The following is a 25,500-nucleotide window of genomic DNA, read 5'->3' as shown; positions in this document are numbered from 1 at the left end:
GTTGCAAATGCAACTGGTTCAGTTTGTAGACAAAAGGGGTTCGGAATTAAAAAATTCTGAACCCCTTTTGAAATTCCCTTTGAATTTTCGCCTAAAGTTAAGAGATTGGGGCTCTACGAGCCCACTATGTTAGGCCATTTTTGGACCTCGCCATGTCCAATTGGCCATCTTCTTTAAATTAATGGCAGCGAAAGTAAGCATCGCCTGCATCGACAATTTTTTAAGTCCCCTTAAAGTAGTCCAACGCATACCATGCTTTTCTTTTGCATCTGCGAATACACGCTCAATCGTTTCTTTACGTTTTGCATATATAGGTTTTACATCTTGATGATGACGCAGATGATCTGCTTCTTCCACATGTGTTTGCCAGATATGCCGTGTCACCACTTTTTGACAGTCTTTGCTTTCTGTACACCGAGATAAAAATGAGCATGTTGCACAAATTTGTTTTGGCGATTTGTACTCGCGATAGCCCTCTTTATTTGTTGTTGAGTACTTTAAAGTTTCGCCCGAAGGGCAAAGGTAACAATCAAAATGTTCATCGTATACATAGTCCTGTTTGCGGAAAAATCCTTCTTTGGTGCGAGGACGTGTATAAGCTAAAGCCGGTATGATTTCTTTGTTAAATAGGTAGCTTGTAATCGCTGGTGTTTTATAAGCTGCATCTGCGGCAACGGCTTCCGGTTTTCCAACTTTCTCAATCACTTGTTCAACTAGTGGCTCTAAGATCTGACTGTCATGTGTATTTCCAGGTGTTACAATCGTTCCCAATACAAAACCGTTGCGGTCTGCGGCCGCGTGGAATGAATAGGCAAACTGTTTTGTTCGTTCATCTTTCACATAGTAGCCACTCTCAGAATCCGTTGTACTTTCTTTAATCTCTTTGGTCTCTTCTTTATCAAATTTATCTGGTGGAAAAGGCTTTTTTCCATGGTTTTCACGATCTTGATTGATTTCTTCTTGAAGACGTCCTTGATACGCTCGTGTTTCTTTACGAACGATTTTCTTTTCAAATTTCCGTTTATTCGCACTGGCTTTCACATGTGTGGAATCCAAGAAAACGTGTTCAGCACTTATTAACTTTTTATTAGCAGCTGTCATTAAAATGCGATAGAAAATCTGTTCAAATAGGTCTGTATCTTTAAAGCGTCGCTCATAATTTTTCCCGAACGTAGAGAAATGAGGTACTTTATCATGGAAACCATAGCCTAAGAACCAACGGTAAGCCATATTGGTTTCAACTTCTTCAATCGTTTTACGCATGGAACGAATACCGAAGGTATATTGAATGAAAGTCAGTTTAACTAAAATAACTGGATCAATACTTGGGCGTCCTACCTCTGAATACATATCTTTCACCAAGTCATAAATGAAAGTGAAGTCAATGGCAGCCTCCATTTTACGAACCAAATGGTTCGGTGGCACCAGTTGATCTAAAGTAATCATTTCAAGTTGATCTCGCTGAATAGAATCATGTTTAGAAAGCATCCTCATCACCTCAAGTTTTAATACTTCTATTTTAAAACAAAAATGACTCCAGGCAAAAGTGTTCTATCTAAAAGGTAAGACAAAGTTGATTGGAACGGAAGGTACGGGACTCCTGCGGGAAAAGCGCGTCTAGGGGAGACCCCGCAGGCGAAAGCCGAGGAGGCTCCCCGACCGCCCGCGGAAAGCGAGTGCCTGGAGTGGAAATCAACGTACAAAAGTACAAGCCATAAAAATAGACAAACTCGATTTTCATCGAGTTTGTCTACAGTCTGGACCAGTTGCAAATGCAACTGGTTTTTTTGTTTACCAATATAAATGACAAGCAACGAAATGCCCCGGTTTTTGTTCTTTCCATTCAGGTATAGCACTGGAGCATATCTCCATCGCTTTAGGGCAGCGAGTCCGGAATACACAGCCGCTCGGCGGATTGATCGGACTTGGTACATCGCCTTTAAGTACGATTCTTTCCCGTTTAATAGTGGGGTCTGGTATCGGCACTGCAGAAAGCAAGGCCTGTGTGTAAGGGTGAAGCGGATCTTTCGTTAAAGAATCACTATCCGAAAGTTCCATCATCCTTCCAAGGTACATGACTAAAATGCGATCTGAAATATACTTGACCATCGATAAATCATGCGCGATGAATAAATAAGTCAATCCCATTTCTTTTTGCAGCTCTTTTAATAAGTTGACCACTTGAGCCTGTATCGAAACATCCAAGGCAGAAATTGGTTCATCACAAACGATGAATTTAGGATTTAAAGCCAACGCCCTTGCAATTCCAATACGCTGGCGTTGCCCACCACTGAATTCATGCGGAAAACGAGTAATATGTTCCGGACTTAAACCAACTAGCTTTAACAGGTCTTCCACCCGTTTTCTTCGCTCTTTACCTTTTGATATCCCATGAATGGCAAGTGGTTCCCCAATCAATTCCTCCACCTTCATCCTTGGGTTCAAGGATGCGTAGGGATCTTGGAATATCATTTGTATTTCACGGCGGATATGTGACATTTCCCCGGGTTTGTAATCGAAAATATTTTTGCCCTGAAAAAGAACTTCCCCATCTGTCGGTTCATAAAGCCGAGTGATTGTACGACCTGCAGTCGATTTACCGCAACCGCTTTCCCCAACAAGACCGACAGTTTCCCCTGGGTAGATTTTGAGATCCAAACCATCTACCGCTTTCAGCGATTGAGAACCAATAGGAAAGTACTTCTTCAGATTCTTTATTTCAACAAGAGGAGAATTTTCGTTGTCTGTCTTTTCTTTCACGGCCTTATTTTTCAGTGAAACCATTGGTTCTCCTCCTTTATACATTTGTCGGTGCTTGCACCTGTGCTGCCTTTGCCATTGGGTGGTGCAGCCAGCATGCGGCTGTCTGACCTTCTTCCACTACTTCAAGCTCCGGATCATGGTCTTTGCACACTTTCATTGCTGATTCACATCTTGGATAAAATGGGCATCCTTTTGGCGGATCCAATAAATCCGGTGGTGATCCGATAATCGGAACCAACGGAGCCGTTTTTTCCATATCCAGCCTTGGCACCGTTTTAAGCAGACCTCTTGTATATGGATGCTGCGGGTTTGAAAATATAGCTTCCACCGTACCCGTCTCCACGACCTTACCTGCATACATGACGACTACCCGTTCACAAGTTTCCGCAACCACACCTAAATCATGAGTGATTAAAATGATGGAAGTATCCATTCTTCGCTGGATATCTTTCATCAGTTCCAAAATTTGCGCTTGTATCGTTACATCCAATGCTGTTGTAGGTTCATCGGCAATCAGCAATTTCGGTTCACAAGCAAGGGCCATTGCTATCATCGCCCTTTGGCGCATACCACCTGAAAACTCATGCGGATATTGCTGCATCCTTTTTTCCGGCTGAGGAATGCCTACCAGTTTGAGCGTTTCCAACGCCCGTTCGTATGCATCATTTCGGGACATGTTTTTATTATGCTTTAAAATGCCTTCCATGATCTGGCTGCCGATTTTTGTCGTTGGATTGAGCGAAGTCATCGGATCCTGGAAAATCATGCTGATTTCATTTCCGCGAATCTTCTGCATTTCCCTTTCACTCATTTTAAGAAGGTCTTTACCGCCAAAGTTTATCGACCCTTTTCCATACTCTGCTGGAGGTGTTTCCAGTAATCTCATGATAGATTTCGCTGTAACACTTTTGCCGCATCCGGACTCCCCAACAATGGCAACGGCTTCCCCTTTTTTCACATCAAAGTTCACGCCGCGAACCGCTTGCACTTTTCCTGCATAAGTATGGAAGGTGATTTGTAAATCGTTGACTTCTAATAGGTTCTCCATCATCGTCCCTCCTATTCTAGTAATATCAAATCTTTATGTTAGGACTCATTTATTTCCGTAGTTTTGGATCTAGTGCATCCTGTAATCCGTCACCAGCCACATTGAATGCGAACATGGTTAAGGAAATCAATATTGCCGGGATTAAAAGTTGATAGAAATTCCCTACCAGAATGCTTCCCAGGGCATCACTTGTCAATGTTCCCCAGCTTGCCTGAGGAGCCGGCACACCCAGTCCCAAAAAGCTAAGTGTAGCTTCGGCAAAAATAGCAGTAGGTACAGTCAACGTTAAATTGACAAGGATCGGTCCCATTGTATTTGGAATCATGTGCTTTCTTAATGTCCAGCTCGTATTGGCACCAGAGATGGTTGCAGCATGGATATATTCATTCTCTTTTAGTTGTAAAACCTGTCCCCGTACCAGTCGTGCCATCGGAATCCACCCTGTAATCGACATCGCAATGATGATCGGCAGAATACCAGGTTTTAATACGACCATCATTAAGATAACCATCAATAGGTATGGGATCGCATAGATTACCTCAGCAAACCGCATCATGATATTATCTGTGCGTCCACCGCGAATAGCTGAAATCCCGCCATAAAGGACACCAATTAAAAAGTCGATCAGCGCTGCCATCAATCCAATGAACAAGGATATCCTCGCACCATACCAAGCTCGCGTAAACAGATCCCTTCCTGATGAATCCGTTCCAAACCAATGCTCGCTATTTGGGCTTAGGTTCTTTTTCTCGAAATCTTGTCCATAATAAGTATATCCATTAATATATGGACCAAAAATCGCCATCAAGACCAAGAGGATTATAAGAACAAATCCCGTCATCGCCAGCTTATTTTCTTTAAAACGACGCCAGACGTCAGACCAATATGAAACTGTAGGTCTGGCAATTTTTTCAGCTTCCTTAAAGTTGTCTTCCGCGGGTTGGAACATATCTTCGGTTAAATGCACTTTATTTGCCATTATTTCTTCTCCCCCGTCACTTTAATTCTAGGATCAATCAACGTATAGGCTATATCAACAATGAATATCAATAGGATAAGCACCGCACTATACACAATTGTGGAACCAAGAATGACCGGGTAGTCTCTGTTGGATATTCCCTTTACGAACATATCCCCCATGCCTGGAATACCAAAAATACGTTCAATGATGAAGCTTCCTGTAACGATATTAGCCGTAAGGATGCCCAGAATCGTGATAATCGGCAATAACGCATTCCGAATCGCATGTTTGATTATGACACCGCTCCGTTTCAATCCTTTGGCCTTTGCTGTCAAAATGTAATCCTGCCCCATTACTTCAAGCATGCTTGTCCGCATCAATCTCGCGATGAAAGCAAGCGGCATCATCGAAAGGGCAATGGATGGTAAAATGGTATGCTGCCATGTCGCCCATGTAGCAACAGGGAATATATTCCATTTTATCGCAAAATAATTGATTAAAATAGTCGCCAAGATAAAGTTAGGAACGGAAATACCTACGATGGCAATGACCATTGATAAATAGTCGGGCCATTTATTTCTTTTCAGTGAAGCCACAACACCCAAAATTAGCCCAAAGAAGATGGCAATCACCAATGCTTGTGCCCCTAAGTGCAAGGACACTGGAAATCCCTTCAAAATGTAATCATTCACAGAAATGGATGAGGATTTCAATGAAGGACCAAAATCAAATTGAACGACTTCCAATAAATAATTCCCATATTGGGTCAACAACGGCTTGTCCAATCCATAGTGGACTTGAAGGTTTTCATAAACAGCAGGAGGCATAGCTCCTTCTTTCGCAAATGGATTTCCCGGAATCGTATGCATTATGATGAACGTTAATGTAATAACAGCCCATAAAGTAATAATCGCCCATTTAAAACGGTTTAATGTATATCTCAACATGGTAATCACCCCAATCATCGATTTTCTAAGGAGTTGAAAACGGAAATGAATTCATGAAATATTCAAATTCGCAATTGAAAAATGGGGTATGTCCTTAATCGGACATACCTCCCATTTCACTTTTAACCTTCTATTATTTTTTATCCGCATAAATAAAGTTCGGATAAGCATTAATCGGAGCAAAAACTCCAGTAACATTCGATTTAACCATATATGGTTTTGTATAGAAGTAAATCGGAAGGATCGGCATTTCTTCGATCAGAACTTCCTCTGCTTTATGTAAAGCAGCCATGCGTTCTTTTGGATCCATTGTAGATTTTGCCTCTTTTAATAAACCATCATATTCTTTGTTCGACCAATTTGCATCATTATAGGCACCGTCCGTTTCCCAAAGCATGAAGGTCATTGGGTCAACATAGTCACCAACCCATCCTGCACGGGAAATTTCAAAGTCGCCAGCTTTTTCACGATCAAGCTTAACTTGGAATTCTGCATTTTCAAGTGTCACTTCAACACCCAGGTTATCGCGCCACATTCCTTGAACGGCTTCAGCAATTTTCTTATGGGTATCTAAAGTATTATACAAAATTGAAAAATTAGGTAATTCTTTCATGCCTTCTTCAGCAAGTCCTTCTTTTAACAATTTCTTGGCTTCAGCAACGTTTTCCTCAAATAGGTTACCTGTATTTTCCTGGAAATCTCCAGTTGCATCAGGAATGCCCGGCGGGATTACTCCATAGGCAGGTTTTTGACCGCCTTGAGCAACATTTTCAGTAATCTTTTTACGTTCGATAGCCATTGATAGCGCTTTCCTAACCTTTTCATTGTTGAAAGGTTTTACTTCCGTATTAAAGTTGTAATAGTAGACAGCAAGTTCTGCGCCGTTTTTGAATTCTTTGTCGCCAGAATTAACCAATTGGCCTTGCACGTCCACTGGCAGTGGATAAGCGATATCCAATTCGCCACTTTGATACATTTGCCATGCTGTATTTTCATCTTCAATTAGAGCAAAGTTAACCGCATCCAATTTGATTTTATCTTTATCGTAGTAATTTTCATTCTTTTCGATCTTCAGGCTTTCTTTATGTTTCCACTCCGTTAATTTGAACGGACCGTTCGAAACGTGTGTTTTTGCATCCAAAGCCCATTTTGGATTTTCTTCCTGCACCTTTTTATTGATTGGGTAGAAAGTATAGAAAGAAGTCAAGTCAAGGAAATATGGTGTAGGCTGTTCCAAAGTAACGACTAATGTATGTTCGTCTGTCGCTTTAACGCCTACGTCCTCTTCCTTCCCTTTCTTACTGTTGTAAGCTTCCCCGCCTTTAAGATAATAAAGTTGGTATGCATAATCAGCAGCTGTTTCCGGTTTCAAAGCATATTTCCAAGCATATTCAAAGTCATTGGCTGTAAGCGGATCTCCATTTGACCATTTCAAACCATCTTTCAATTTGAATGTCCAAGTTAATCCATCTTCACTGATTTCCCATGATTCTGCAGAACCAGGTACGATTTTGCCTTCTTCTGTTTTCTTTGTCAGTCCCTCAAACGTGTGTTCAAGGATCCATGATTCATGAGTACCTTGTGCATTCGCAGGGTGAAGCGAACCTGGTTCACTCGAGTTATTTACGTTTAATACTTTTGAGTTGGCTGAGTCACCCGAGCCGCCTTCTTTTTCATTCGAAGTTTCCTTCGAACCGCCATTGCATGCCGCAAGCATTAGCATGATGGCCATAAGAAGAGCAAGCACTGAAAATTTAGACTTTTTCAAAAAATATTCCCCCTCATCTTTAATCTTTCTTAGGATATTCCCATTTAAGAGATTATCCTTCTAGCACCTATTAATCTTCCGTATAGTACATATAATGTCAGCGAGGAAAGTTAGAAGCATTCATTGCAGGAATTCACCTAAAACAACTAGCGAACCGTTTGCATAAATCTGAATTTCTCCCTAAAAAAAGCATTAATGCAGTTTACTAGTAAAAAATCACCCTCTTTTCAACCTCGCTAAAGGTACTATACCTCGAATTAAAGATGTTGAATTTTAAGTATATTACGAATAAATCAAAAAATCAATAAACCGATGAGTACTTTTTCACAATATAGTAATTATTTTCTAATCAATTCGATCTAGATACTAGGTAAAAAGAAATGATAACCTATTTGATGTAAAATGACTTCCGGCTTCCAGTGGTTTTTTCAAACACCTTTATACCAGTATTCATATAAGTTCGCTCGTCTATTTTTTCTAAATATTCTAATAACTCCAGTCAGGTTGTTTGCTAAGACGACTTTCCTAGCAAACCATTCCCAAGTAAATAATAAACTTTAGTAGAATAATGCATTCCCTCAATAAATTATTGAGTTCTGCTTAAACGCATTCCAAATAATGGATAATAACTATATGGGAATAGAAATATTCCATCAGTTTTTCACCATTATGTATCCGTCGATTCAATGAAAGATGACCCTTCATCATTTATGATTAAATAAATATAATGACACGAAAAGTAAGCAAATGCCTGCCACCTTTTTCGTATCCAATGGGATGCGTACGCCTCCAAATAAACCGAAATGGTCAATGATTGCCCCAATCAGTATCTGCCCTGCGATAACCCCGACCAATGCTGGTGCCACTCCAATCTGAGGGACGACCAATATTATCACAATGACATAAATTGCCCCTAATAGTCCACCTATCAATTGCCATTTTGGTACAGACGCGACAGCAGAAATATTTCCATTTCCCGCAAACAAAACAATAAATAATAAAGCGAGTGTCCCGATTCCAAACGAAATGAAAGAAGCTTCAATGACCCCCACTTTTTTCCCTAATCCACCATTGATTTGTCCTTGTATGGCAATGGTGATGCCGCCTAGGACCGCAAGCAACGGAAATAGTATTTTCACAATGATTTTGCTCCTTTTTATGTCCATCGGACTGATTAATGAATCCGCATTCCATTTTAACATGAAAAATATGTATATTGTCCGTTATTGTTATAAAATGTTCCTAACGGGAGAGATATTCTACAAATAAAAAACTGGCACTATCGGCCAGCTGCTAGAATCTATTTGATTCCTGAACACTTTGTTGCCGTAACTGGCAATACTCTGAGCTTAACAAGGAAAATACCAGGGCATCATGCGATTGTTCACGAAGAAATAGGTAACTTCGGAGACTGCCTTCCTCTTTAAAACCAAATTTCTTCAATAGGTTTCTGGATGCAATATTATCCTTGAAAGTTAAAGCGGCGATTCTGTTTAGTCTCAATTCTTCAAAGCAATAGCGCAATACTTCGTTGACAGCTTCAGAGGTAAAGTGTTTCCTCCAATATTCAGGATGGATTTCATACCCTATTTCGGCGCGTTTGTTGGCAAGGCTCAATTGATTCAAGCCAACGGTCCCGATGAATTTGCCTGAATCCTTTAAAATGACTCCCCACCGCATCCCACGCTTGTTTATGTAAGCACTTTTAAACGAGTCGATTAAGCGGCGGGCATCTTCAACTCGAGTTAAACTTTCTATCCCATCATATTTGGTCACTTCATCTTTAGAGAGGATTTCAAACAGACTCTCAGCATGATGGTGACCTATTTCGATTAAACGCAGCCTTTCTGTTTCCAATTCCTTAAACCACATCGAAGAATCCCTCCGTATATTCATTCAGCTGTCTACTTTATTCTATTCATGAAGAAGAGATACCTGTCTTAATGGAAAATACTTTTTGAAAAATTCCTTTCCTTAACATAAAATGCCGAGTCCTCATGTCCACCCTTTGTAATCAAATACCTAATGATTTGTAAAATAATGGCACTTTAGGGCGTCCGTTTCCGCCATAACAATAATAAAAAAACGAATAGGATGATATTTTTTACTCCGTTCCATATAACCACTTATCATTTTGGATGACCTTATTATTCAACCCTGACAACATAGTCATCAATCGTAAAATGATTCTTTTTCTGCATGATATAATTTTTCCGATCTACCAAAAAGCCCTATGATTTTGGTTTACCATTAACACTTCCAGGGTTATATGGACCCTTATTATTCTTTTCCCATTAGATACCTTTTTCCCATAGCAACAAAGAATGTTAAAGAGCCAATTTTACATAAAACTATTTTTATAGCATACTATACTTCCAATCCAGATATTCTACTAGGAGGAATAAAAATGAAGAAAATCATCCTTTTATCAGCACTGTCGCTATCCCTATTATCTCCAAAAGTTGCTCTGGGAGCCAATACTTACGAGGTGGCACAAGGAGATACCTTAACGAAAATCGCTTCTGAATATGAGGTCAGCATTGACGAATTACTTAAAACGAACCCTGCCATAAACGATGCAAATCAAATTCGAATCGGACAAATCATAAATCTTCCCACATCCAACCACACAGTTAATCGCGAAGAAAGTCAATCAGTTGAACAGCAGGTCCTTAGTTTAGTGAACGAAGAACGTTCAAAATCCGGCCTCCCTTCACTTGAAATGGATTCAGACATTTCCAACGTAGCAATTCTGAAATCTGAGGATATGCGTGATAATAATTATTTCAATCATACAAGCCCAAGTTATGGATCGCCTTTCGATATGATGAAATCCTTTGGGATCAGCTACGAGTACGCAGGGGAAAATATCGCAGCAGGTCAACCTAGTGCGGATGCTGTCATGAAATCATGGATGAACAGCCCCGGACATAAGGCCAATATCCTCAACAAGAACTATACGCATATTGGAATTGGGCATGTGACAGGAGGGAAATACACCCACTATTGGACCCAGCAATTCATTGGAAATTAAAAACGTTAGAGGCGGCAGATTGCCGCCTCCCTTTTTTATCCTTATCTTCAATTCCAAATCTAAAAGCTTGCTATTATCCGTTGACTATAGACACCAAGAAAAATATGCAGGGACCTTTCTCACCTATATAGAAAAGACGTCTTGCAGTTTGATCGCATCAATAAATTATTTTTTGTTGGATGGATACGCAAGGAAAACACGTAAAGTAGTTATATCATACTACTTCCAATTATCTTACTGATAAAAATAAAATTATGTTAAAATAGAATTCTAGACATAGGTACAAAGGGACAATTGTAATGAAAATAAAGGTTGGCTCTGTTTTCAACGAATTATGAATAAAACAAAATCTTACAAGAGAAGAACTGGCTAAGGATATATGTGAACCTAATGCCCTGTCAGATTATGAAAGAAGCATCACTTCTCCAACCATTGATGAATTGGCACTTTTTGCGGATAAACTTAAAGTTGACCTGCCGTATTTCTTCACTACCAAAAATGAACCGATTTATAATTACATAGAAACCATTAAACTTTTGATTAACAAATACAAACGCACACGTAATTATGAAGCAATTTATGAAACCGTCCAAAAAGAAATGGCAACGGCACCGGAAAAATCGATATCATTTTATCAATTCTTGAAATGGCATGAATGTATCTCTTTTTTTTATTTGTACAATGACAAACAAAAGGCTATAGAATTATTGAATGAGGCCATTCAGATTACCATGGGTATACGAGTCATTCTTCATCAACAGGAGATAGAAGTATTAAATACTATCGGAATCATCCATTTTAAAACGAAGAATTATGAAGAGGCCATCACCATCTTCAATGAAGCACTGGAATTTATCGAGAATATTCCCCATTTGAATCAAGAAGGTACCATTATCATAAAGATCATTCATGGATTAGCACAAACATTGACTGAACTTAATTATTATCAGGAATCTTTAAATTATACCCTTAAAGGGATCAACATTTGTAATTCGATAGAATCATTATATTTATATGCGGAACTCCATCTTTTAACTGGTAAGAATCTGGTTCATCTTCAACAGCCTGAAGAAGGACTGCACTAAATAAAGCAATCCAAGAACATTTTCAGTCTTCAAATAAACGAAGAATCCGTACAAATTGCCGAACATGAATTGGAAAGCATTTTGCAATGCTTGTGAACTTCAATGGATAAAAAAAGATAGAGATTGCTTTGAAAAACGCAATACTCTATCTTTTTTTTAGCATCGTTAGTTCACCCTTGCTCTTACCAATCATTTTTCAGGAATGCTTAATCTTTTTCACGTTAAAAATGATACTATAAAACAATCATTACACTTTCAATAGTTATTCTATGTCAGCTATAATAGAAGAATGTAACCCAACTGGAGGAAAAAAAATTGTCTAATAGATTAGGTTTAGTGCTTGACGTAGAAACAACTGGTTTACGTCCCTCTTCAGATGAAATTATCGAGCTTGCCCTTATACTCTTTACATACAGCAGTGAAACAGGGGAAATTATTAATCTTATTGATCAGGAGTCATTTTTAAGGGAGCCTCTCTCCTATGGAGCAAGAAGGAATTATGATCAAGCATACAGAATTCATGGAATTCCATACAGCTCCGTCGAAGGAAAAAGTTTTCACGATGAAAAAATTAAATCCTTCATTACCCGTACCGATTCGATTTTCGCACATAATGCTTCTTTCGATAGAAGTTTTCTCTACCAAATGTATCCGGAAATCAATGATCAAAAGTGGTTCTGTACGATGCGGAATGTACCTTGGAAGCAATACGGATTTGAGAATAGTAAACTCTTAACATTACTGCAGGCACATAATATCACCAATTTTCAAACACACAGGGCTATGGACGATATATCTTACCTAATGGAACTTATGAGAAAACCAGGACCTTCTGGTCATCCTTATTTAAAGGATGTCATTGCTAAAAATCCGATGAAGAAATATGCACCTGCTTCTCAAAAGACAAGGGTATAGATGATTCAATAATTTAACTTCCATGTTCAGTCTGCACCAAAGTTTTGTCACAAACAAACCGTTTTATCGCAAATTACTATTCCATGAGAACAGGAATACATATCTTTACGATGGGTTATTTTAGGGGCACTTTTATTTTCCTGCATTTCACTCATTAACTGATATTCATCAAAAAACAGCGACCCATGACGGGTCGCTGTTTTTGATCATTGTACAGTTGCACCTTCCTGTTTTTCATTTAATGCGCCGTTCAATTTCTTATACCGATAAATAAAGTAAAGAAGTGATAATATTAATGCTGCAACGAGGAATATGGCCAATATGCCAAGATTATGCCACATGAAGCTATAATCTCCTGTTGAGATGACTGCACGAAAAGCATTAATAGAATAAGTCATCGGTAAGAACGGTGTGAATCCTTGCAGGATGCCAGGAACCAATTCATTTAGGAATGTTCCGCCACTGCTGGTCAGTTGAAGAATTAAAATCAATAATGCTATGAACCGGCCAGGATTGTCAAAGGCCGAACCCAGGAACTGAATGATTGCCATGAATGTACAGCTAGCAAGAATGCTTACTGCAAAAAATAGCGGCAGGCTCGTAACATTGATTCCAAGACCTAAAATTAAAATCGAGTCCACCAATATGGCTTGACAGATTCCTATAAGTGCCATGACGCTGTATTTACTGATAAACCAGCTAAATCCACTCGCAGGTTTAACAGCAGGATCTCTTAACGGGAAAATGATCGTCAGAACGATAGCCCCGATAAATAAACTTAATGAAATTAAATACGGCGCAAAACTAGTACCATAGTTCGGTACATTATTAATTGGTAATTTATCCACTTGAACTGGGCTTGCAAACATGTCATATACTTCTTCATTGGATTTTATCTTGCCTGCTTCGTTTGCCCCATCATTCAATTCGTCATGTAATTCTGCAGATCCATCTGAAAGTTTGGCGATTCCATCTTGTAACTTAATGGCTCCATTCGCCAGTTCTCCCATACCGTTAGTAAGGCTGGATGAACCTTCTTTCAACTTATCCGTTCCTGTAACCAGACCTTTCGAACCTTCGGAAAGCTGTGAGGTTCCACTTGATAATTGCTTGGAGCCATCTTCAAGCTGATCAAGCCCGCTTACCAAGTTATTGCTGCCTTCGGTTAACTGTCCTAGCCCACTCTGTGCTGAATCTATACTATCGCCAAATGTTGTCAAACCAGACACCAATTGACCTTGACCATTTTTCAGTTCATTCGCCCCATTGGCGAGTTTATCCTGAGCTTGCTTCAATTGAGTGAAACCGCCGCTTAATGCACTTGTACCTTCACCTAACTGATTAGCTCCATCACTAAGGCTATTTGAGCCTTTAGCAATTTCGCTTGCACTGGCCGATAGTTTCCCTACTCCTTCAGATACTCCTTTACTACCTTCACTGATGCGGGTTAGAGAAGAAATCACTCCCTCCAATCGCGCTTTCTCTGCAGGATTATCCGTAGCTTCAAATTGTTGTTTCAATCCGGAAATAACCTCATCCAAACCTTCCGAAACTTCAGATGCCCCCGATTTTGCTTCGTTCGATGCTGCGCTCCATTCAGACAATGAACCTGAAAGCTGGGCAGCACCAGTAGCTACACCATTTGCTCCTTCTGTCAAAGCGGGCAGCTTTTCTTCTATTTGATTGAAGCCCTCTAATGACTGTTGCAGTCCAGAGGCCAATTCACCAGTTCCCGCTTCAGACTTCTTGGCTCCTTGCAAAAGCTCGGATTGCCCATCTTTCATTTGTCCAACACCAGAGCTAAACTGTTGTAACCCTTGATTGAGTTCTTTTGATCCTGCAGCTGCCGAACCGACCCCATTCGAAAAGGAATTTTTCCAGGTTTTCATGGATTTCAACAGAACCTGAATGGAGGGAATCAATTCCTTCATCCACTTTTTTGGAACCTTCTTTAGCTGAGTTAATCCCTTCACCAAGTTCACTTGATCCGTTCTTCACTGTATCTGTTCCATTTTGCAATTCACCAGCTCCATCACTGGCACTTTTGAGTCCGTCAGCCACTTCGTTCAAATTATCGAACATTGACTCCGCATAGGTTTTCGTAACGGCAGACGAAACTTCCCCTTTGATTCTCTCCGAAGCTGCATCACCTATTTTTGTGGATATATAGTTGAACCCCTCATTGGACGTATAAATTAAATCAAGTTTTTCCGGATTGTCCTCCTGGAGGGTCGTTGCATTTTTCGAAAAGTTTTTCGGGATTTCTATTTTCATGTAATAATCTTGATTTTCCAGGCCTTCATTGGCTTCTTTTTGACTGACGAAATGCCAATCGAAATCCTTCTTTTCCTTTAACTCTTTGACTAAATCCTTTCCTATTGTAAGTTCCGATTCATTGAACTCCGCACCCTCATCCATATTGACAATGGCAACAGGCAATTGGTCCACCTTACCATATGGATCCCAAAATGCCCACAGAAAAGTGCCGCTGTATAATAAGGGAATAAGTATGATCCCTATTATGGAAATGAGTATCATAGGATGTTTTATTATGGCTAAAAATTCACCCTTTAAAGATTTTAACACGCCTACCAAGCCCTCCTATACGACGAATATGCCGTTTATTTAATCTATCTCGGTGAAAATCGGATTGAAGAATACATATTTAAGTCATTTGCTTCTGCAATATATATTTAAAATCCTTTATCTTAAACCTTTAATATATATTACTTTTTAAACAAATAATAACTAATGACCATATTGTTCATTCGGTCATTATCACGAAAATAATATAACATTTATCCATCTTATTATCAATATTTTTTCACTGTCTAACATCCTGTATTTACTATTTTACTCTTTATAACCTATTTGGATTGGTTTTTTAGCTGATTTAGACCTAATCATCAGCTGATAAAATTACCTCTGATATTACATGGCAAAAAAGGTATCCATAATGGATACCCCAGTTTGTAGACAAAAGGGGTTCGGAATTAAAAAATTCTGAACCCCTTTTGAAATTCCCTTTGAATTTTCGCCTAAAGTTAAGAGATTGGGGCTCTACGAGCCCACTATGTTAGGCCATTTTTGGACCTCCGCCATGTCCAATTGGCCATCTTCTTTAAATTAATGGCAGCGAAAGTAAGCATCGCCTGCATCGACAATTTTTTAAGTCCCCTTAAAGTAGTCCAACGCATACCATGCTTTTCTTTTGCATCTGCGAATACACGCTCAATCGTTTCTTTACGTTTTGCATATATAGGTTTTACATCTTGATGATGACGCAGATGATCTGCTTCTTCCACATGTGTTTGCCAGATATGCCGTGTCACTACTTTTTGACAGTCTTTGCTTTCTGTACACCGAGATAAAAATGAGCATGTTGTACAAATTTGTTTTGGCGATTTGTACTCGCGATAGCCCTCTTTATTTGTTGTTGAGTACTTTAAAGTTTCGCCCGAAGGGCAAAGGTAACAATCAAAATGTTCATCGTATACATAGTCCTGTTTGTGGAAAAATCCTTCTTTGGTGCGAGGACGTGTATAAGCTAAAGCCGGTATGATTTCTTTGTTAAATAGGTAGCTTGTAATCGCTGGTGTTTTATAAGCTGCATCTACGGCAACGGCTTCCGGTTTTCCAACTTTCTCAATCACTTGTTCAACTAGTGGCTCCAAAATATGACTGTCATGTGTATTACCAGGTGTTACAATCGTTCCCAATACAAAACCGTTGCGGTCTGCGGCCGCGTGGAATGAATAGGCAAACTGTTTTGTTCGTTCATCTTTCACATAGTAGCCACTCTCAGAATCCGTTGTACTTTCTTTAATCTCTTTGGTCTCTTCTTTCTCAAATTTATCTGGTGGAAAAGGCTTTTTTCCATGGTTTTCACGATCTTGATTGATTTCTTCTTGAAGACGTCCTTGATACGCTCGTGTTTCTTTACGAACGATTTTCTTTTCAAATTTCCGTTTATTCGCACTGGCTTTCACATGTGTGGAATCCACGAAAACGTGTTCAGCACTTATTAACTTTTTATTAGCAGCTGTCATTAAAATGCGATAGAAAATCTGTTCAAATAGGTCTGTATCTTTAAAGCGTCGCTCATAATTTTTCCCGAACGTAGAGAAATGAGGTACTTTATCATGGAAACCATAGCCTAAGAACCAACGGTAAGCCATATTGGTTTCAACTTCTTCAATCGTTTTACGCATGGAACGAATACCGAAGGTATATTGAATGAAAGTCAGTTTAACTAAAATAACTGGATCAATACTTGGGCGTCCTACCTCTGAATACATATCTTTCACCAAGTCATAAATGAAAGTGAAGTCAATGGCAGCCTCCATTTTACGAACCAAATGGTTCGGTGGCACCAGTTGATCTAAAGTAATCATTTCAAGTTGATCTCGCTGAATAGAATCATGTTTAGAAAGCATCCTCATCACCTCAAGTTTTAATACTTCTATTTTAAAACAAAAATGACTCCAGGCAAAAGTGTTCTATCTAAAAGGTAAGACAAAGTTGATTGGAACGGAAGGTACGAGACTCCTGCGGGAAAAGCGCGTCTAGGGGAGACCCCGCAGGCGAAAGCCGAGGAGGCTCCCCGACCGCCCGCGGAAAGCGAGTGCCTGGAGTGGAAATCAACGTACAAATTGTACAAGCCATAAAAATAGACAAACTCGATTTTCATCGAGTTTGTCTACAGTCTGAGGTATCCATAATGGATACCCTTTTAATTAGCTATATTCATATAATTAAATGAAGCGCTTACATATCATTTTGATATAATGCCCTTTAATTTTTCCGCCTGCCCGGTCAATTTCTTTAAGGATTCCTGATACTCTTTTTCTAATTGTTTAATGATGCCGGAAGCGGTATCTATTTTTTTAATCGCCCCTACACCATGACCCGCTGACCAAATATCACGCCACGCTTTAGAATCAGATGATTTGGACATGCTGTCAAAATCGACTTTATCTTTTTTAGCTAATTGTTCTGGGTCCATGCCTTCCTTTCTGATGCTCGGTTTAAGCATATTACAATTAACTCCTGAAAATGCATCAGTCAAGATGATGTCATCATGATTTGAATCGACAAGCATTTCACGATATTCATCTTTTGCCCTGCTCTCTTTTGCCACGATAAAACGTGTACCCATATATGCAAGATCAGCTCCTGCAGCCTGAGCGGCCAAGATACTGTGACCAGTACTGATGGATCCGGCAAGCAAAATGATTCCGTCCCAGAATGTCCTTACGCTATCCACGAAAGCAAAACTATTTATCTCACCAGCATGTCCACCGGCTCCCGCAGCAACCAAGATCAATCCGTCCACACCTGACTCCGCAGCTTTTTTTGCAAAATCCACAGAGCTGACATCAGAAAAGACCAAGCCGCCATAGCTATGTACGACATCCACCACATGTTTTGGTGAACCTAATGATGTAATGACGATGGGAGGCTGATGCTTTTTGACCAATTCCAACTCTTCTTCAAGACGGCTATATGTACGGTGGACAACCATATTCATTGCCCATGGAGCAATCTTTGAGCCTGGTTCTTTAGCTTTTGCTGCAATCAATGTGTCGTTTATGTCACCCATCCATTCATCCAGTACCTCTATCGGCCGCGCATTCGGCGCTGGAAAAGAACCGATCACCCCATTCAAACAGCATTCTTTCACTAACTCAGGACCGGATATTAAAAACATAGGTGCTGAGATAACTGGTAAAGATAATTGATTCCACCACTGTTCAGGCAAACTTCTTGTCATCTTGAAACCTCCCATTTTTAATATATTACCAAAATATAACACTACTAGATTATCATACTTCTAAAATACACAATTTTCAAGAAATTAATTCAACGGCAGAATCTCTTTGTCATGAAGCGCCAGCTCAACGAAAAAACTGTATATGGATTACGTCCCATATACAGTGTCGATTCAATTTGAAAGCGCCCATTCACGAATGGCCTTAGCCACACCATCTTCTTCGTTTGTTGCTGTAACCCAATCTGCTTTATCTTTCACAATTTCTTGGGCGTTTCCCATTGCCACACCCACTTTTGCATCAGAAATCATTGCAAGGTCGTTAAGGCTGTCACCTACTGCCATAACATTCTCCATAGTAATATCGAGCAATGAACATACTAGCTTTATCGCTTTCGCTTTATTGACCCCCATGGCATTCACTTCAATATTCGTTGGGCTTGAATTGCTTATTTCAAAGTTTCCTTTTGATACCAGTTCATCCATGATGATTTGGCGGACCTCATCATCATTTGTATCAAATCCGAATTTAAGCCATTGCGAATCATGGATTTTTTCAGGCATTTCAGCCCTGTAAATATTATCGCAACTAATTGCCCAAAAATGTGTACCATGTTTTTGGCTTAATTCCCACATCCATTGTATGGACTCACTATCGACGATATTCCTTTCCACCAGTTTTCCTTGATTATCGTATATTTCGCTTCCGTTTACCGTAATGAGGTATGATTGGAGTTCCATTGACTTTGCAAAATCACTGCATGTCGCAAAGGATCTTCCTGTGCTCAATACAACAAAAATCCCTTGATCTTCGGCTTCTTTTATCGCTCTCCGATTTTCTTCAGATATCTCTCCAGACTTATTGAGCAGAGTGCCATCCATATCAAGTGCAACTAGCTTAATATCTTGTTTCTTCATTCTTATTCACCCTTCCATAATCCTTCTTTATGTAACTAAGTCCATGATAGCTTATAATGCATACGGAAGAAAAGTACGTGAAATATTGAACAGGCATTACCATTAGTGTCATGCTTTTTATACTCAACCAAATATCCTTATCCGGACACTTTGTATTCTGCCATTCTAAACATCTTCTACTCCCTGCCTTTTTTCATTTCATTCAATTCTTTATTTATCTGACCTTCCCATTTTGGAACACCATCATTTTCATCAAATTCTATAATGACATCCGTTACTCCTCTTTCCTTGAATATCTCATTAAACAGCCGATTTTTGATGTCATCCGCCTGGGCGATTGAAATATGGGGATCAAGTTCAACTTCAAGTTCCACATGAAAGTCTTCCCCTTCTTTTATTACGGCCAGTTTCTGTATATCCCTTACGTCTGGATCATCCATGACCATAGTTCCAATTTTTTGTCGCATTTCAATATCGGCTTCCCCAAGAGCACCTGCAGCATTATCAAGAAAAACCCTTCCAACCACATAGAACATACCGAGACCGATCATGACGGAAGCAACTCCTTCCGCTTGGATGAAGGGCGTGAAGTTTGCTAATAAAATGGCAATTATCGCAAGTACCCCACCACCTGTTGCTACCATATCTTCCATGAATACTAATTTCGTCGCTGGTTTTGCTCTTTTTAAACCAGAGAAGCTCTTAAATATGACGGCTGCTCCTTTAGCTTCGATTCCAGTCTCATGCACCACTTCTTTCATTGCTTTAAATAATACATATGATTCCAACACAACCGCTAACGAAAGGACGGACAAGTTAATAAGGATACCAGTTGATTCCGCAGGGTGCAAAATGTGATGGAACCCTTCTTTAATCGTTTCATAAGACATGATCCCGACAACCAATACTGCCCCTAATAATACGAGGTTAACCAAACGTCCAAAACCATCAGGGAATCGATCAGTTGGTGACTTTTTACTTAGTGCGGAACCAATGAAGACGAAAAACTGATTCGCAGCATCGCCCAGAGTATGTAAAGTTTCAGCAAACATAGCGACATTCCCTGTCATGAAATAAGCAATCCCCTTTAGCACAGCGATGATACTATTCACACAGGCAGCAATGAACGCGGATTTATTACCTTGTTTTAATAACCGAAATAATTCTTTCATATGAACCCCCCCTAATCTTTTTATAAATCCATTATCATAATGTATTATCCCCAACACAGGAATATATGAAACCACAAAAGCGAAACCCTTAACTATACGATTGGAGAATGGTTATAAGTTGTATCACCCACAAACGAATATATTCCAGGAATGGACTCATCTATTCTAATATGTTCACAATGGGCATTCATTTCTTGAGAAAGACTGATTAATGCAACAAACAAAGGGAGTAAGCGGTGGCTTACTCCCTTTCATTCAAGAACTTCTGCGTTTAAGCTTCCATCTCCTTTTTCACTAACTTAGAAGGATTATTTACTTTATACCGTATTTCTTTATTGTATTTTTTGTCGACCACTTTTCCATCAAATTCGATTGCGTCCCCTTCTTCGAGTTCAGCTTTTTTTAAAGTCTTGCTATAACCACACCAAGCATCGCCGATAGTCAACTCAGGATCCGTTGTCACTTTGACATTCTCCAAGAGTATGACTTCATCTTCTTCACCAGTGAAATGGTTCATTTTCGCCGTGAACTCCTTGACGGTTGCAGTGAAATGCACTTTTTCCCCAGGTAAGTCCAACTTAGGTTTTGCTGTCTTTTTAGTTTTGGTTTTTGCTTTTATTGGTTCTTCGCTTAGCTGATCGGAGTTTTCCGTAATTGGTGCTTCCATCACCTGCTCAGTTTCACTTGGATCTGCAGATGCTTCGGAAACCGGTCCACTCAACAATTCTTTTCCGAAACTGGAGCTTTGCATTTCCTTTAAATAGGAAGGGTGAATGCAACTAAGCTTACCATTTTCAAATTCAACGACTACAGTGTCAAGACCATTTCCATATTGTTCATAACCTGCCAATTTGACTTTTGCTTGTAAACTGCCGCTTTTATATAATAGTTCTCTTTTTACCGATCGGGCAGTGAATAATTTCCATTCCAATCCTTTAGCGATATAGTCCGTATCATCTAAAAAAGGGATATACTCTCCTTTTGGTGCAATATAATGAATCAAATCTTCAGCTGGAGTTTCAGCCACAGTCACCACTCCTAATCTTTTCTATAGATTATATTCTAGCAAAGGATTTCAAAGTTGCAAATGAATGAGTATCATAATGGGTTGATAGCACTCACAATTTCGAACAAGCTTAAATTCCCCCCATTAAAATAATGCGGTCATTTTTGGAACCAGAAAAAAGCTGCCCACTAAGAGCAGCCCAAACTGTAGACGTTTGTAAAAACTCGAACGTTGATTTCTGCTCCAGGTACTCGCTTTTCCCGCAGGAGTCTCGCACCTTCTGTTCCAATCAACTTTGTTTTAAAATTTAGATAGAACCTCTTTAGTTGCAGCTTTTTCATAACCTCGTCCAAAATTCAATGGGAATTTCAAAAGGGGTTCGGAATTTGAAAATTCCGAACCCCTTTTGTCTACAAACTAAAGGCTGGAGCGGAAAGCAGTAGTCTCCCCATCTTCAAAAAGACTTTTGGAATACATGTGCTGGCTGGATTTTGCTTTAAAGAAGGTTTGATCGATCTTTTCATTTTCTCTTCGGGTCAATATAGCCGTAGCCCTTGTTCTGTTTTCCACAATATCCTTTTGCTAAAAACGGTTGTTTGAAGGGAAGCATTTTATTAGAATAGTCAATCTTTTCTTTCTATAATTGCACAAAATCGACTACATCCGTTACCCTTCCTTAACGTGAATTTTTTTTAGTTTTGCCTCTTGTTCAGGAGTTATTACCTTTTTCTTATGATAAAACAAAAAGTATGACCCAATTACTAGAATCGTGAGAATGGTTGTAAGAAAGAATTGCAATCTCATGGAATCAATAAACGCCTGAGCAACGAATATAATAAATAATACGGCAATAGTCGCGTAGGTTAAATAAGGGAATAGCCACATTTTCACTTTGAGTGTCCCGGGATTTTCTTTTTCCGTCTTTTTCCGTAAATATAGATGAGAAAAGGCGATAAAGATATACATGATCATAGTGACTCCTCCAGAGCTGTTTGCGAGAAAAGCAAACAATTTATCAGGAGAAACAAATTTAAATGTCGTGCACACATAAGCAAAGAAAACACTTGCCATTAACGCCCAAATCGGGATTCCCCGCTTATTCACACGGGAAAGGATTTTCGGTGCATCACCTTTTTTTGATAAAGAATATAACATACGCGAGCTTGTATATAGGCCTGAATTCAAAACAGAAAGCAATGAAGTGAAGATTACGATATTCATGATTTGACCCGCTGCCGGCAGGCCTGCCATGTCAAATACGCTGGCATAGGGGGTTTTTAGTAAATCTTCAGCCCCCTGGGGGATTACGAGAACCAACACGGTCACGGAACCAACAAAGAAAAGAAGGAGACGCCATACAACACTGTTTATGGCTCTAATAATATTTTTTTCAGGGTTTTCAGACTCTCCTGCAGCAATGGCAGCTACCTCACTTCCCGATAAAGAGAAAGTAATGAATATCACACTAAGGAGGACAGGCAGAAAACCTTTTGGTAAAAATCCTCCATCCCCAGTAATGTTTGAAAGGCCTGGTGAATCAAATCCCGGAACAAATCCAAAAATCATGGCGGCACCCAAGAAGAGGAATATCACAATGGCAGCCACTTTCATGAAAGCCAGCCAGTATTCAAATTCCCCATAAGCTTTGACTGAATAGATATTCGTAATCGTCATTAATATAGGGAAAGATAGACTAGCTGCCCACATAGGTATACCAGGAAACCAATCATGAATCATAGTACCCAATAACGTAGTTTCAATAGCAATGATGATCACCCAGTTGAACCAGTATAACCAGCCGATCGTGTATCCGGCCCAGGGACCAAATGCTTGATGCGCATATGTTGAAAAGGATCCGCTATCAGGATTTACCACAGCCATTTCACCTAGCATGCGCATTATAAGCACGATCATCAATCCTGCGATTATATACGATAAAATAGCACCAGGTCCTGCTGAATCTATTATTGTTCCGCTTCCGATAAATAGTCCTGCCCCAATTACCCCGCCAATAGAAATCATTGTGACATGCCTGGTCTTGAGACCATGTTTCAATTCATTTGTTTGAAGTGCCACTATTGTCACCATCCTTTAAAACTGTCTATTTACCGTTTTGTAAGCAATAAACCACTGCTCATGGGTACCCTAGTAGAAATCTTTCATTCAAAAAAATGTTACAGTCTTATCCCGTTTCATCATTAGTTTTAATGAGGCCAAATTCACAATCGATATATGTATATTGCACAGCATATACTCTTTTAACTGTATCCGCTTTCTTTTTATACTCCCTTTTTACTACCATCAGCCCCTCAACGAAATACACGGAAAGTACAATGTTCTGGTTGATTTTGCACTTTTTGCTTTTTGTTGAGTGAAGGCCTTTTATGTAAAAATATAGTTACCCAGCTCTATTATTCCTTCCTCACTCTCCTTTTTTATAAAAGCACCCTCTCTCACTAAAAATGTTATACATATATAAATAAAAGCAATATCCATGCCAAAAAAAGAATAGTTATTTTAGTGGTGTTTAACGCTTTTATGAATTTAAAAAGATTCGATATTGAATCGAAAATTCAATTTTTGATTCACATATTAATTATTGACCCATTTTGATTCACAATCGAATTAAAAAATGACTATTTAATTGTTTTCTTATAAAATTTCGACACACATATATATACTGAAAATAACAGGGATAAAAAAGAAGATGCTAAAATCCAAATTATGATTTCTTCGCATCTTCCAATTAGATTTATTTTCACTGAGAATGATTTTTATGCAAAATACCGGCAGACCCGGAATGCCCTTCCGCTATTAATCAAAGATCTATGTACAAGCGTCGAAAAATATCGATATGTATATAATGCTGTATGTAAAGTCACTATATGATATGTATTAACCCCTTATATATTCAGTTCTGAACTTTGGGGAAATGGATGCTGAATGTGGTTGAATTTTCATTGGAGACACAATTCATATATCCATCATTACTTTCAATGATCTTTTTACATACGTATAATCCAATTCCCGTTCCTAACTCCTTCGTTGTGACAAAGGGCTCAAAAATAGATTCGATCAATTCACTGGCAATGGCCGGTCCATTATTTGAAATTCGAATTATTCTTTCATTCGCCTCAATTATAGAGTTTATCCTCAAGATTCTAGGATGTTCCTTATCCTTTAAGGCATCAATGGAATTTATAAAAAGATTCAAGAACACTTGTTTTAACCCATCCTTACTCGCTGTCATGACAAAGTTTGGATAAATATCTATTTCCACATTAACGCTGGCATCCACAATATTTGCATAAGTCAGTTCTTGTATTTCCTCAATTAACTTTAACACGGAAATTTCCTCTCTTTGTTCCTCATTAAAATCAGATTTAGAGGTATGGAGGAATTGGGTTATCCTGAAATTCAACTGATTTAACTCATAATCAATGATATCCAAATATTTCAAGCTCGGGTTCTCCCTCTTCAGTAATTTATTGAACCCCATGATAGCTGTAAGAGGGTTTCGAAACTCATGTACAAAGCTTGATGATATCTGACCCAGTACCGCTAATTTATCTTTGTGGTTTTCACTAATATAAGACTTTTTTTCCTCAATCACTTCATTTGTAAGATTCGTATATCTCGTTACTGCATGGTAGCTGAACGTATCAAAGTGCAAGTTGATGTCATTAATGAATTTCTGCATATAATAAATTGGGATATTGGCCCCAAAAACATTTCTGATTATGATATTTCTCCCCAAATTGATATTATATAGAAAATCCCCAATGTTTATATTTGCTTCAAGACGTTCTTTTGCAACCTGGTAAGCCAATTTTATCAGTACAACATCAGACAATACCTCCTTGAACGTTTGGATGACCAGAGAGTACATCCCATAACCATTTTCTTTAATCTTTTCTTTGTAGGGATCTATTTCATTGATCTTAATAGTCTCGTTCCATTCATTTAAAAACGCAGATTCATTTTCTTCCAAATATTGAATCAATACTTGTTTATACTTCTTATGTTCAGATGACAACTTCATACTATTGACCACACATCCCTTGCGGAATTTTAGATACTATATCAATAACATCATTCTATATGAGATTTTGA

Annotated in this window: 20 protein-coding genes; 3 read left to right on the top strand and 17 right to left on the bottom strand. The window is 39.0% G+C overall.

Translation table 11 applies throughout. The annotated features are described in order from the left end of the window. Positions 1 to 129 precede the first annotated feature (129 nt). From QFZ73_RS24145 to QFZ73_RS24110, 8 genes are all read right to left on the bottom strand, one after another. Complete coding sequence (locus QFZ73_RS24145) at positions 130 to 1,488, bottom strand: IS1182 family transposase (RefSeq protein WP_307271602.1); 1,359 nt, start codon at positions 1,486 to 1,488, stop codon at positions 130 to 132. A gap of 303 nt (positions 1,489 to 1,791) precedes the next feature. After that, positions 1,792 to 2,784, bottom strand: a complete 993-nt coding sequence (locus QFZ73_RS24140) for an ABC transporter ATP-binding protein (protein ID WP_251438127.1) — start codon at positions 2,782 to 2,784, stop codon at positions 1,792 to 1,794. A gap of 13 nt (positions 2,785 to 2,797) precedes the next feature. Next, positions 2,798 to 3,811: an ABC transporter ATP-binding protein gene (locus QFZ73_RS24135; protein WP_251438128.1), complete on the bottom strand. Its 1,014-nt coding sequence runs from the start codon at positions 3,809 to 3,811 to the stop codon at positions 2,798 to 2,800. 49 nt (positions 3,812 to 3,860) lie between these two features. Further along, positions 3,861 to 4,790: an ABC transporter permease gene (locus tag QFZ73_RS24130; protein WP_307271597.1), complete on the bottom strand. Its 930-nt coding sequence runs from the start codon at positions 4,788 to 4,790 to the stop codon at positions 3,861 to 3,863. Beyond that, the gene (locus QFZ73_RS24125) at positions 4,790 to 5,719 is read right to left on the bottom strand and encodes an ABC transporter permease (protein ID WP_141994689.1); all 930 of its coding nucleotides are present in this window, start codon (positions 5,717 to 5,719) and stop codon (positions 4,790 to 4,792) included. The genes QFZ73_RS24130 and QFZ73_RS24125 overlap by 1 nt, the downstream gene beginning before the upstream one ends. Positions 5,720 to 5,852: 133 nt before the next feature. Next, the gene (locus QFZ73_RS24120) at positions 5,853 to 7,487 is read right to left on the bottom strand and encodes a peptide ABC transporter substrate-binding protein (RefSeq protein ID WP_307271593.1); all 1,635 of its coding nucleotides are present in this window, start codon (positions 7,485 to 7,487) and stop codon (positions 5,853 to 5,855) included. 704 nt (positions 7,488 to 8,191) lie between these two features. After that, on the bottom strand, positions 8,192 to 8,626 hold the full coding sequence (locus tag QFZ73_RS24115) for a DMT family transporter (protein ID WP_251438131.1): 435 nt from the start codon (positions 8,624 to 8,626) through the stop codon (positions 8,192 to 8,194). 154 nt (positions 8,627 to 8,780) lie between these two features. After that, a complete protein-coding gene (locus QFZ73_RS24110; RefSeq protein ID WP_251438132.1) occupies positions 8,781 to 9,359 on the bottom strand; it encodes a GNAT family N-acetyltransferase in 579 nt (192 codons plus the stop codon). A gap of 535 nt (positions 9,360 to 9,894) precedes the next feature. On the opposite strand from QFZ73_RS24110, the gene QFZ73_RS24105 reads away from it, so the two are divergent. The 3 genes from QFZ73_RS24105 (at position 9,895) to QFZ73_RS24095 (ending at position 12,521) form a co-directional block, all read left to right on the top strand. Beyond that, positions 9,895 to 10,521, top strand: a complete 627-nt coding sequence (locus tag QFZ73_RS24105) for a CAP domain-containing protein (protein ID WP_307271588.1) — start codon at positions 9,895 to 9,897, stop codon at positions 10,519 to 10,521. 338 nt (positions 10,522 to 10,859) lie between these two features. Beyond that, a complete protein-coding gene (locus QFZ73_RS24100) occupies positions 10,860 to 11,606 on the top strand; it encodes a helix-turn-helix domain-containing protein (protein ID WP_307273032.1) in 747 nt (248 codons plus the stop codon). Between the two features lie 315 nt (positions 11,607 to 11,921). Further along, a complete protein-coding gene (locus QFZ73_RS24095) occupies positions 11,922 to 12,521 on the top strand; it encodes an exonuclease domain-containing protein (protein WP_307271585.1) in 600 nt (199 codons plus the stop codon). A gap of 206 nt (positions 12,522 to 12,727) precedes the next feature. Here the strand turns inward: QFZ73_RS24095 and QFZ73_RS24090 are convergent, their stop codons facing one another. The 9 genes from QFZ73_RS24090 to QFZ73_RS24050 all read right to left on the bottom strand — a co-directional run bounded on the left by QFZ73_RS24090 (position 12,728) and on the right by QFZ73_RS24050 (position 25,429). Beyond that, positions 12,728 to 14,410, bottom strand: a complete 1,683-nt coding sequence (locus tag QFZ73_RS24090) for a YhgE/Pip domain-containing protein (RefSeq protein ID WP_307271582.1) — start codon at positions 14,408 to 14,410, stop codon at positions 12,728 to 12,730. Continuing rightward, positions 14,322 to 15,107, bottom strand: coding sequence for a YhgE/Pip family protein (locus tag QFZ73_RS24085; RefSeq protein ID WP_307271578.1), 786 nt, complete (start codon positions 15,105 to 15,107; stop codon positions 14,322 to 14,324). The genes QFZ73_RS24090 and QFZ73_RS24085 overlap by 89 nt, the downstream gene beginning before the upstream one ends. 485 nt (positions 15,108 to 15,592) lie before the next feature. Continuing rightward, a complete protein-coding gene (locus QFZ73_RS24080; RefSeq protein WP_307271573.1) occupies positions 15,593 to 16,957 on the bottom strand; it encodes an IS1182 family transposase in 1,365 nt (454 codons plus the stop codon). Positions 16,958 to 17,295: 338 nt separating this feature from the next. Next, positions 17,296 to 18,294, bottom strand: a complete 999-nt coding sequence (locus QFZ73_RS24075; protein WP_251433726.1) for an NAD(P)H-dependent flavin oxidoreductase — start codon at positions 18,292 to 18,294, stop codon at positions 17,296 to 17,298. A 171-nt stretch (positions 18,295 to 18,465) separates the two neighbouring features. Beyond that, the gene (locus QFZ73_RS24070) at positions 18,466 to 19,209 is read right to left on the bottom strand and encodes a Cof-type HAD-IIB family hydrolase (RefSeq protein ID WP_251433728.1); all 744 of its coding nucleotides are present in this window, start codon (positions 19,207 to 19,209) and stop codon (positions 18,466 to 18,468) included. Positions 19,210 to 19,385: 176 nt separating this feature from the next. Then, complete coding sequence (locus QFZ73_RS24065) at positions 19,386 to 20,381, bottom strand: cation diffusion facilitator family transporter (RefSeq protein WP_251433732.1); 996 nt, start codon at positions 20,379 to 20,381, stop codon at positions 19,386 to 19,388. Between the two features lie 271 nt (positions 20,382 to 20,652). After that, on the bottom strand, positions 20,653 to 21,408 hold the full coding sequence (locus tag QFZ73_RS24060; protein WP_307271562.1) for a hypothetical protein: 756 nt from the start codon (positions 21,406 to 21,408) through the stop codon (positions 20,653 to 20,655). A gap of 645 nt (positions 21,409 to 22,053) precedes the next feature. Next, positions 22,054 to 23,472, bottom strand: coding sequence for an amino acid permease (locus tag QFZ73_RS24055; RefSeq protein ID WP_307273027.1), 1,419 nt, complete (start codon positions 23,470 to 23,472; stop codon positions 22,054 to 22,056). An 826-nt stretch (positions 23,473 to 24,298) separates the two neighbouring features. Then, positions 24,299 to 25,429, bottom strand: coding sequence for a histidine kinase N-terminal domain-containing protein (locus QFZ73_RS24050; protein WP_307271559.1), 1,131 nt, complete (start codon positions 25,427 to 25,429; stop codon positions 24,299 to 24,301). Positions 25,430 to 25,500: the final 71 nt, after the last annotated feature.

Source organism: Peribacillus sp. V2I11 (genome assembly GCF_030817135.1).
GTDB classification, from domain to species: domain Bacteria; phylum Bacillota; class Bacilli; order Bacillales; family DSM-1321; genus Peribacillus; species Peribacillus simplex.
Note: the sequence above shows the minus strand (reverse complement) of the source record. Positions and strands in the feature narration are given on the sequence as shown.

What these genes read in the sequence shown, in the direction of transcription:
- QFZ73_RS24145 (WP_307271602.1), bottom strand. Translation starts at nt 1,488, where the DNA reads ATGCTTTCTAAACATGATTCTATTCAGCGAGATCAACTTGAAATGATT.
- QFZ73_RS24140 (WP_251438127.1), bottom strand. Translation starts at nt 2,784, where the DNA reads ATGGTTTCACTGAAAAATAAGGCCGTGAAAGAAAAGACAGACAACGAA.
- QFZ73_RS24135 (WP_251438128.1), bottom strand. Translation starts at nt 3,811, where the DNA reads ATGGAGAACCTATTAGAAGTCAACGATTTACAAATCACCTTCCATACT.
- QFZ73_RS24130 (WP_307271597.1), bottom strand. Translation starts at nt 4,790, where the DNA reads ATGGCAAATAAAGTGCATTTAACCGAAGATATGTTCCAACCCGCGGAA.
- QFZ73_RS24125 (WP_141994689.1), bottom strand. Translation starts at nt 5,719, where the DNA reads ATGTTGAGATATACATTAAACCGTTTTAAATGGGCGATTATTACTTTA.
- QFZ73_RS24110 (WP_251438132.1), bottom strand. Translation starts at nt 9,359, where the DNA reads ATGTGGTTTAAGGAATTGGAAACAGAAAGGCTGCGTTTAATCGAAATA.
- QFZ73_RS24105 (WP_307271588.1), top strand. Translation starts at nt 9,895, where the DNA reads ATGAAGAAAATCATCCTTTTATCAGCACTGTCGCTATCCCTATTATCT.
- QFZ73_RS24090 (WP_307271582.1), bottom strand. Translation starts at nt 14,410, where the DNA reads ATGAAAACCTGGAAAAATTCCTTTTCGAATGGGGTCGGTTCGGCAGCT.
- QFZ73_RS24080 (WP_307271573.1), bottom strand. Translation starts at nt 16,957, where the DNA reads ATGCTTTCTAAACATGATTCTATTCAGCGAGATCAACTTGAAATGATT.
- QFZ73_RS24075 (WP_251433726.1), bottom strand. Translation starts at nt 18,294, where the DNA reads ATGACAAGAAGTTTGCCTGAACAGTGGTGGAATCAATTATCTTTACCA.
- QFZ73_RS24070 (WP_251433728.1), bottom strand. Translation starts at nt 19,209, where the DNA reads ATGAAGAAACAAGATATTAAGCTAGTTGCACTTGATATGGATGGCACT.
- QFZ73_RS24065 (WP_251433732.1), bottom strand. Translation starts at nt 20,381, where the DNA reads ATGAAAGAATTATTTCGGTTATTAAAACAAGGTAATAAATCCGCGTTC.
- QFZ73_RS24050 (WP_307271559.1), bottom strand. Translation starts at nt 25,429, where the DNA reads ATGAAGTTGTCATCTGAACATAAGAAGTATAAACAAGTATTGATTCAA.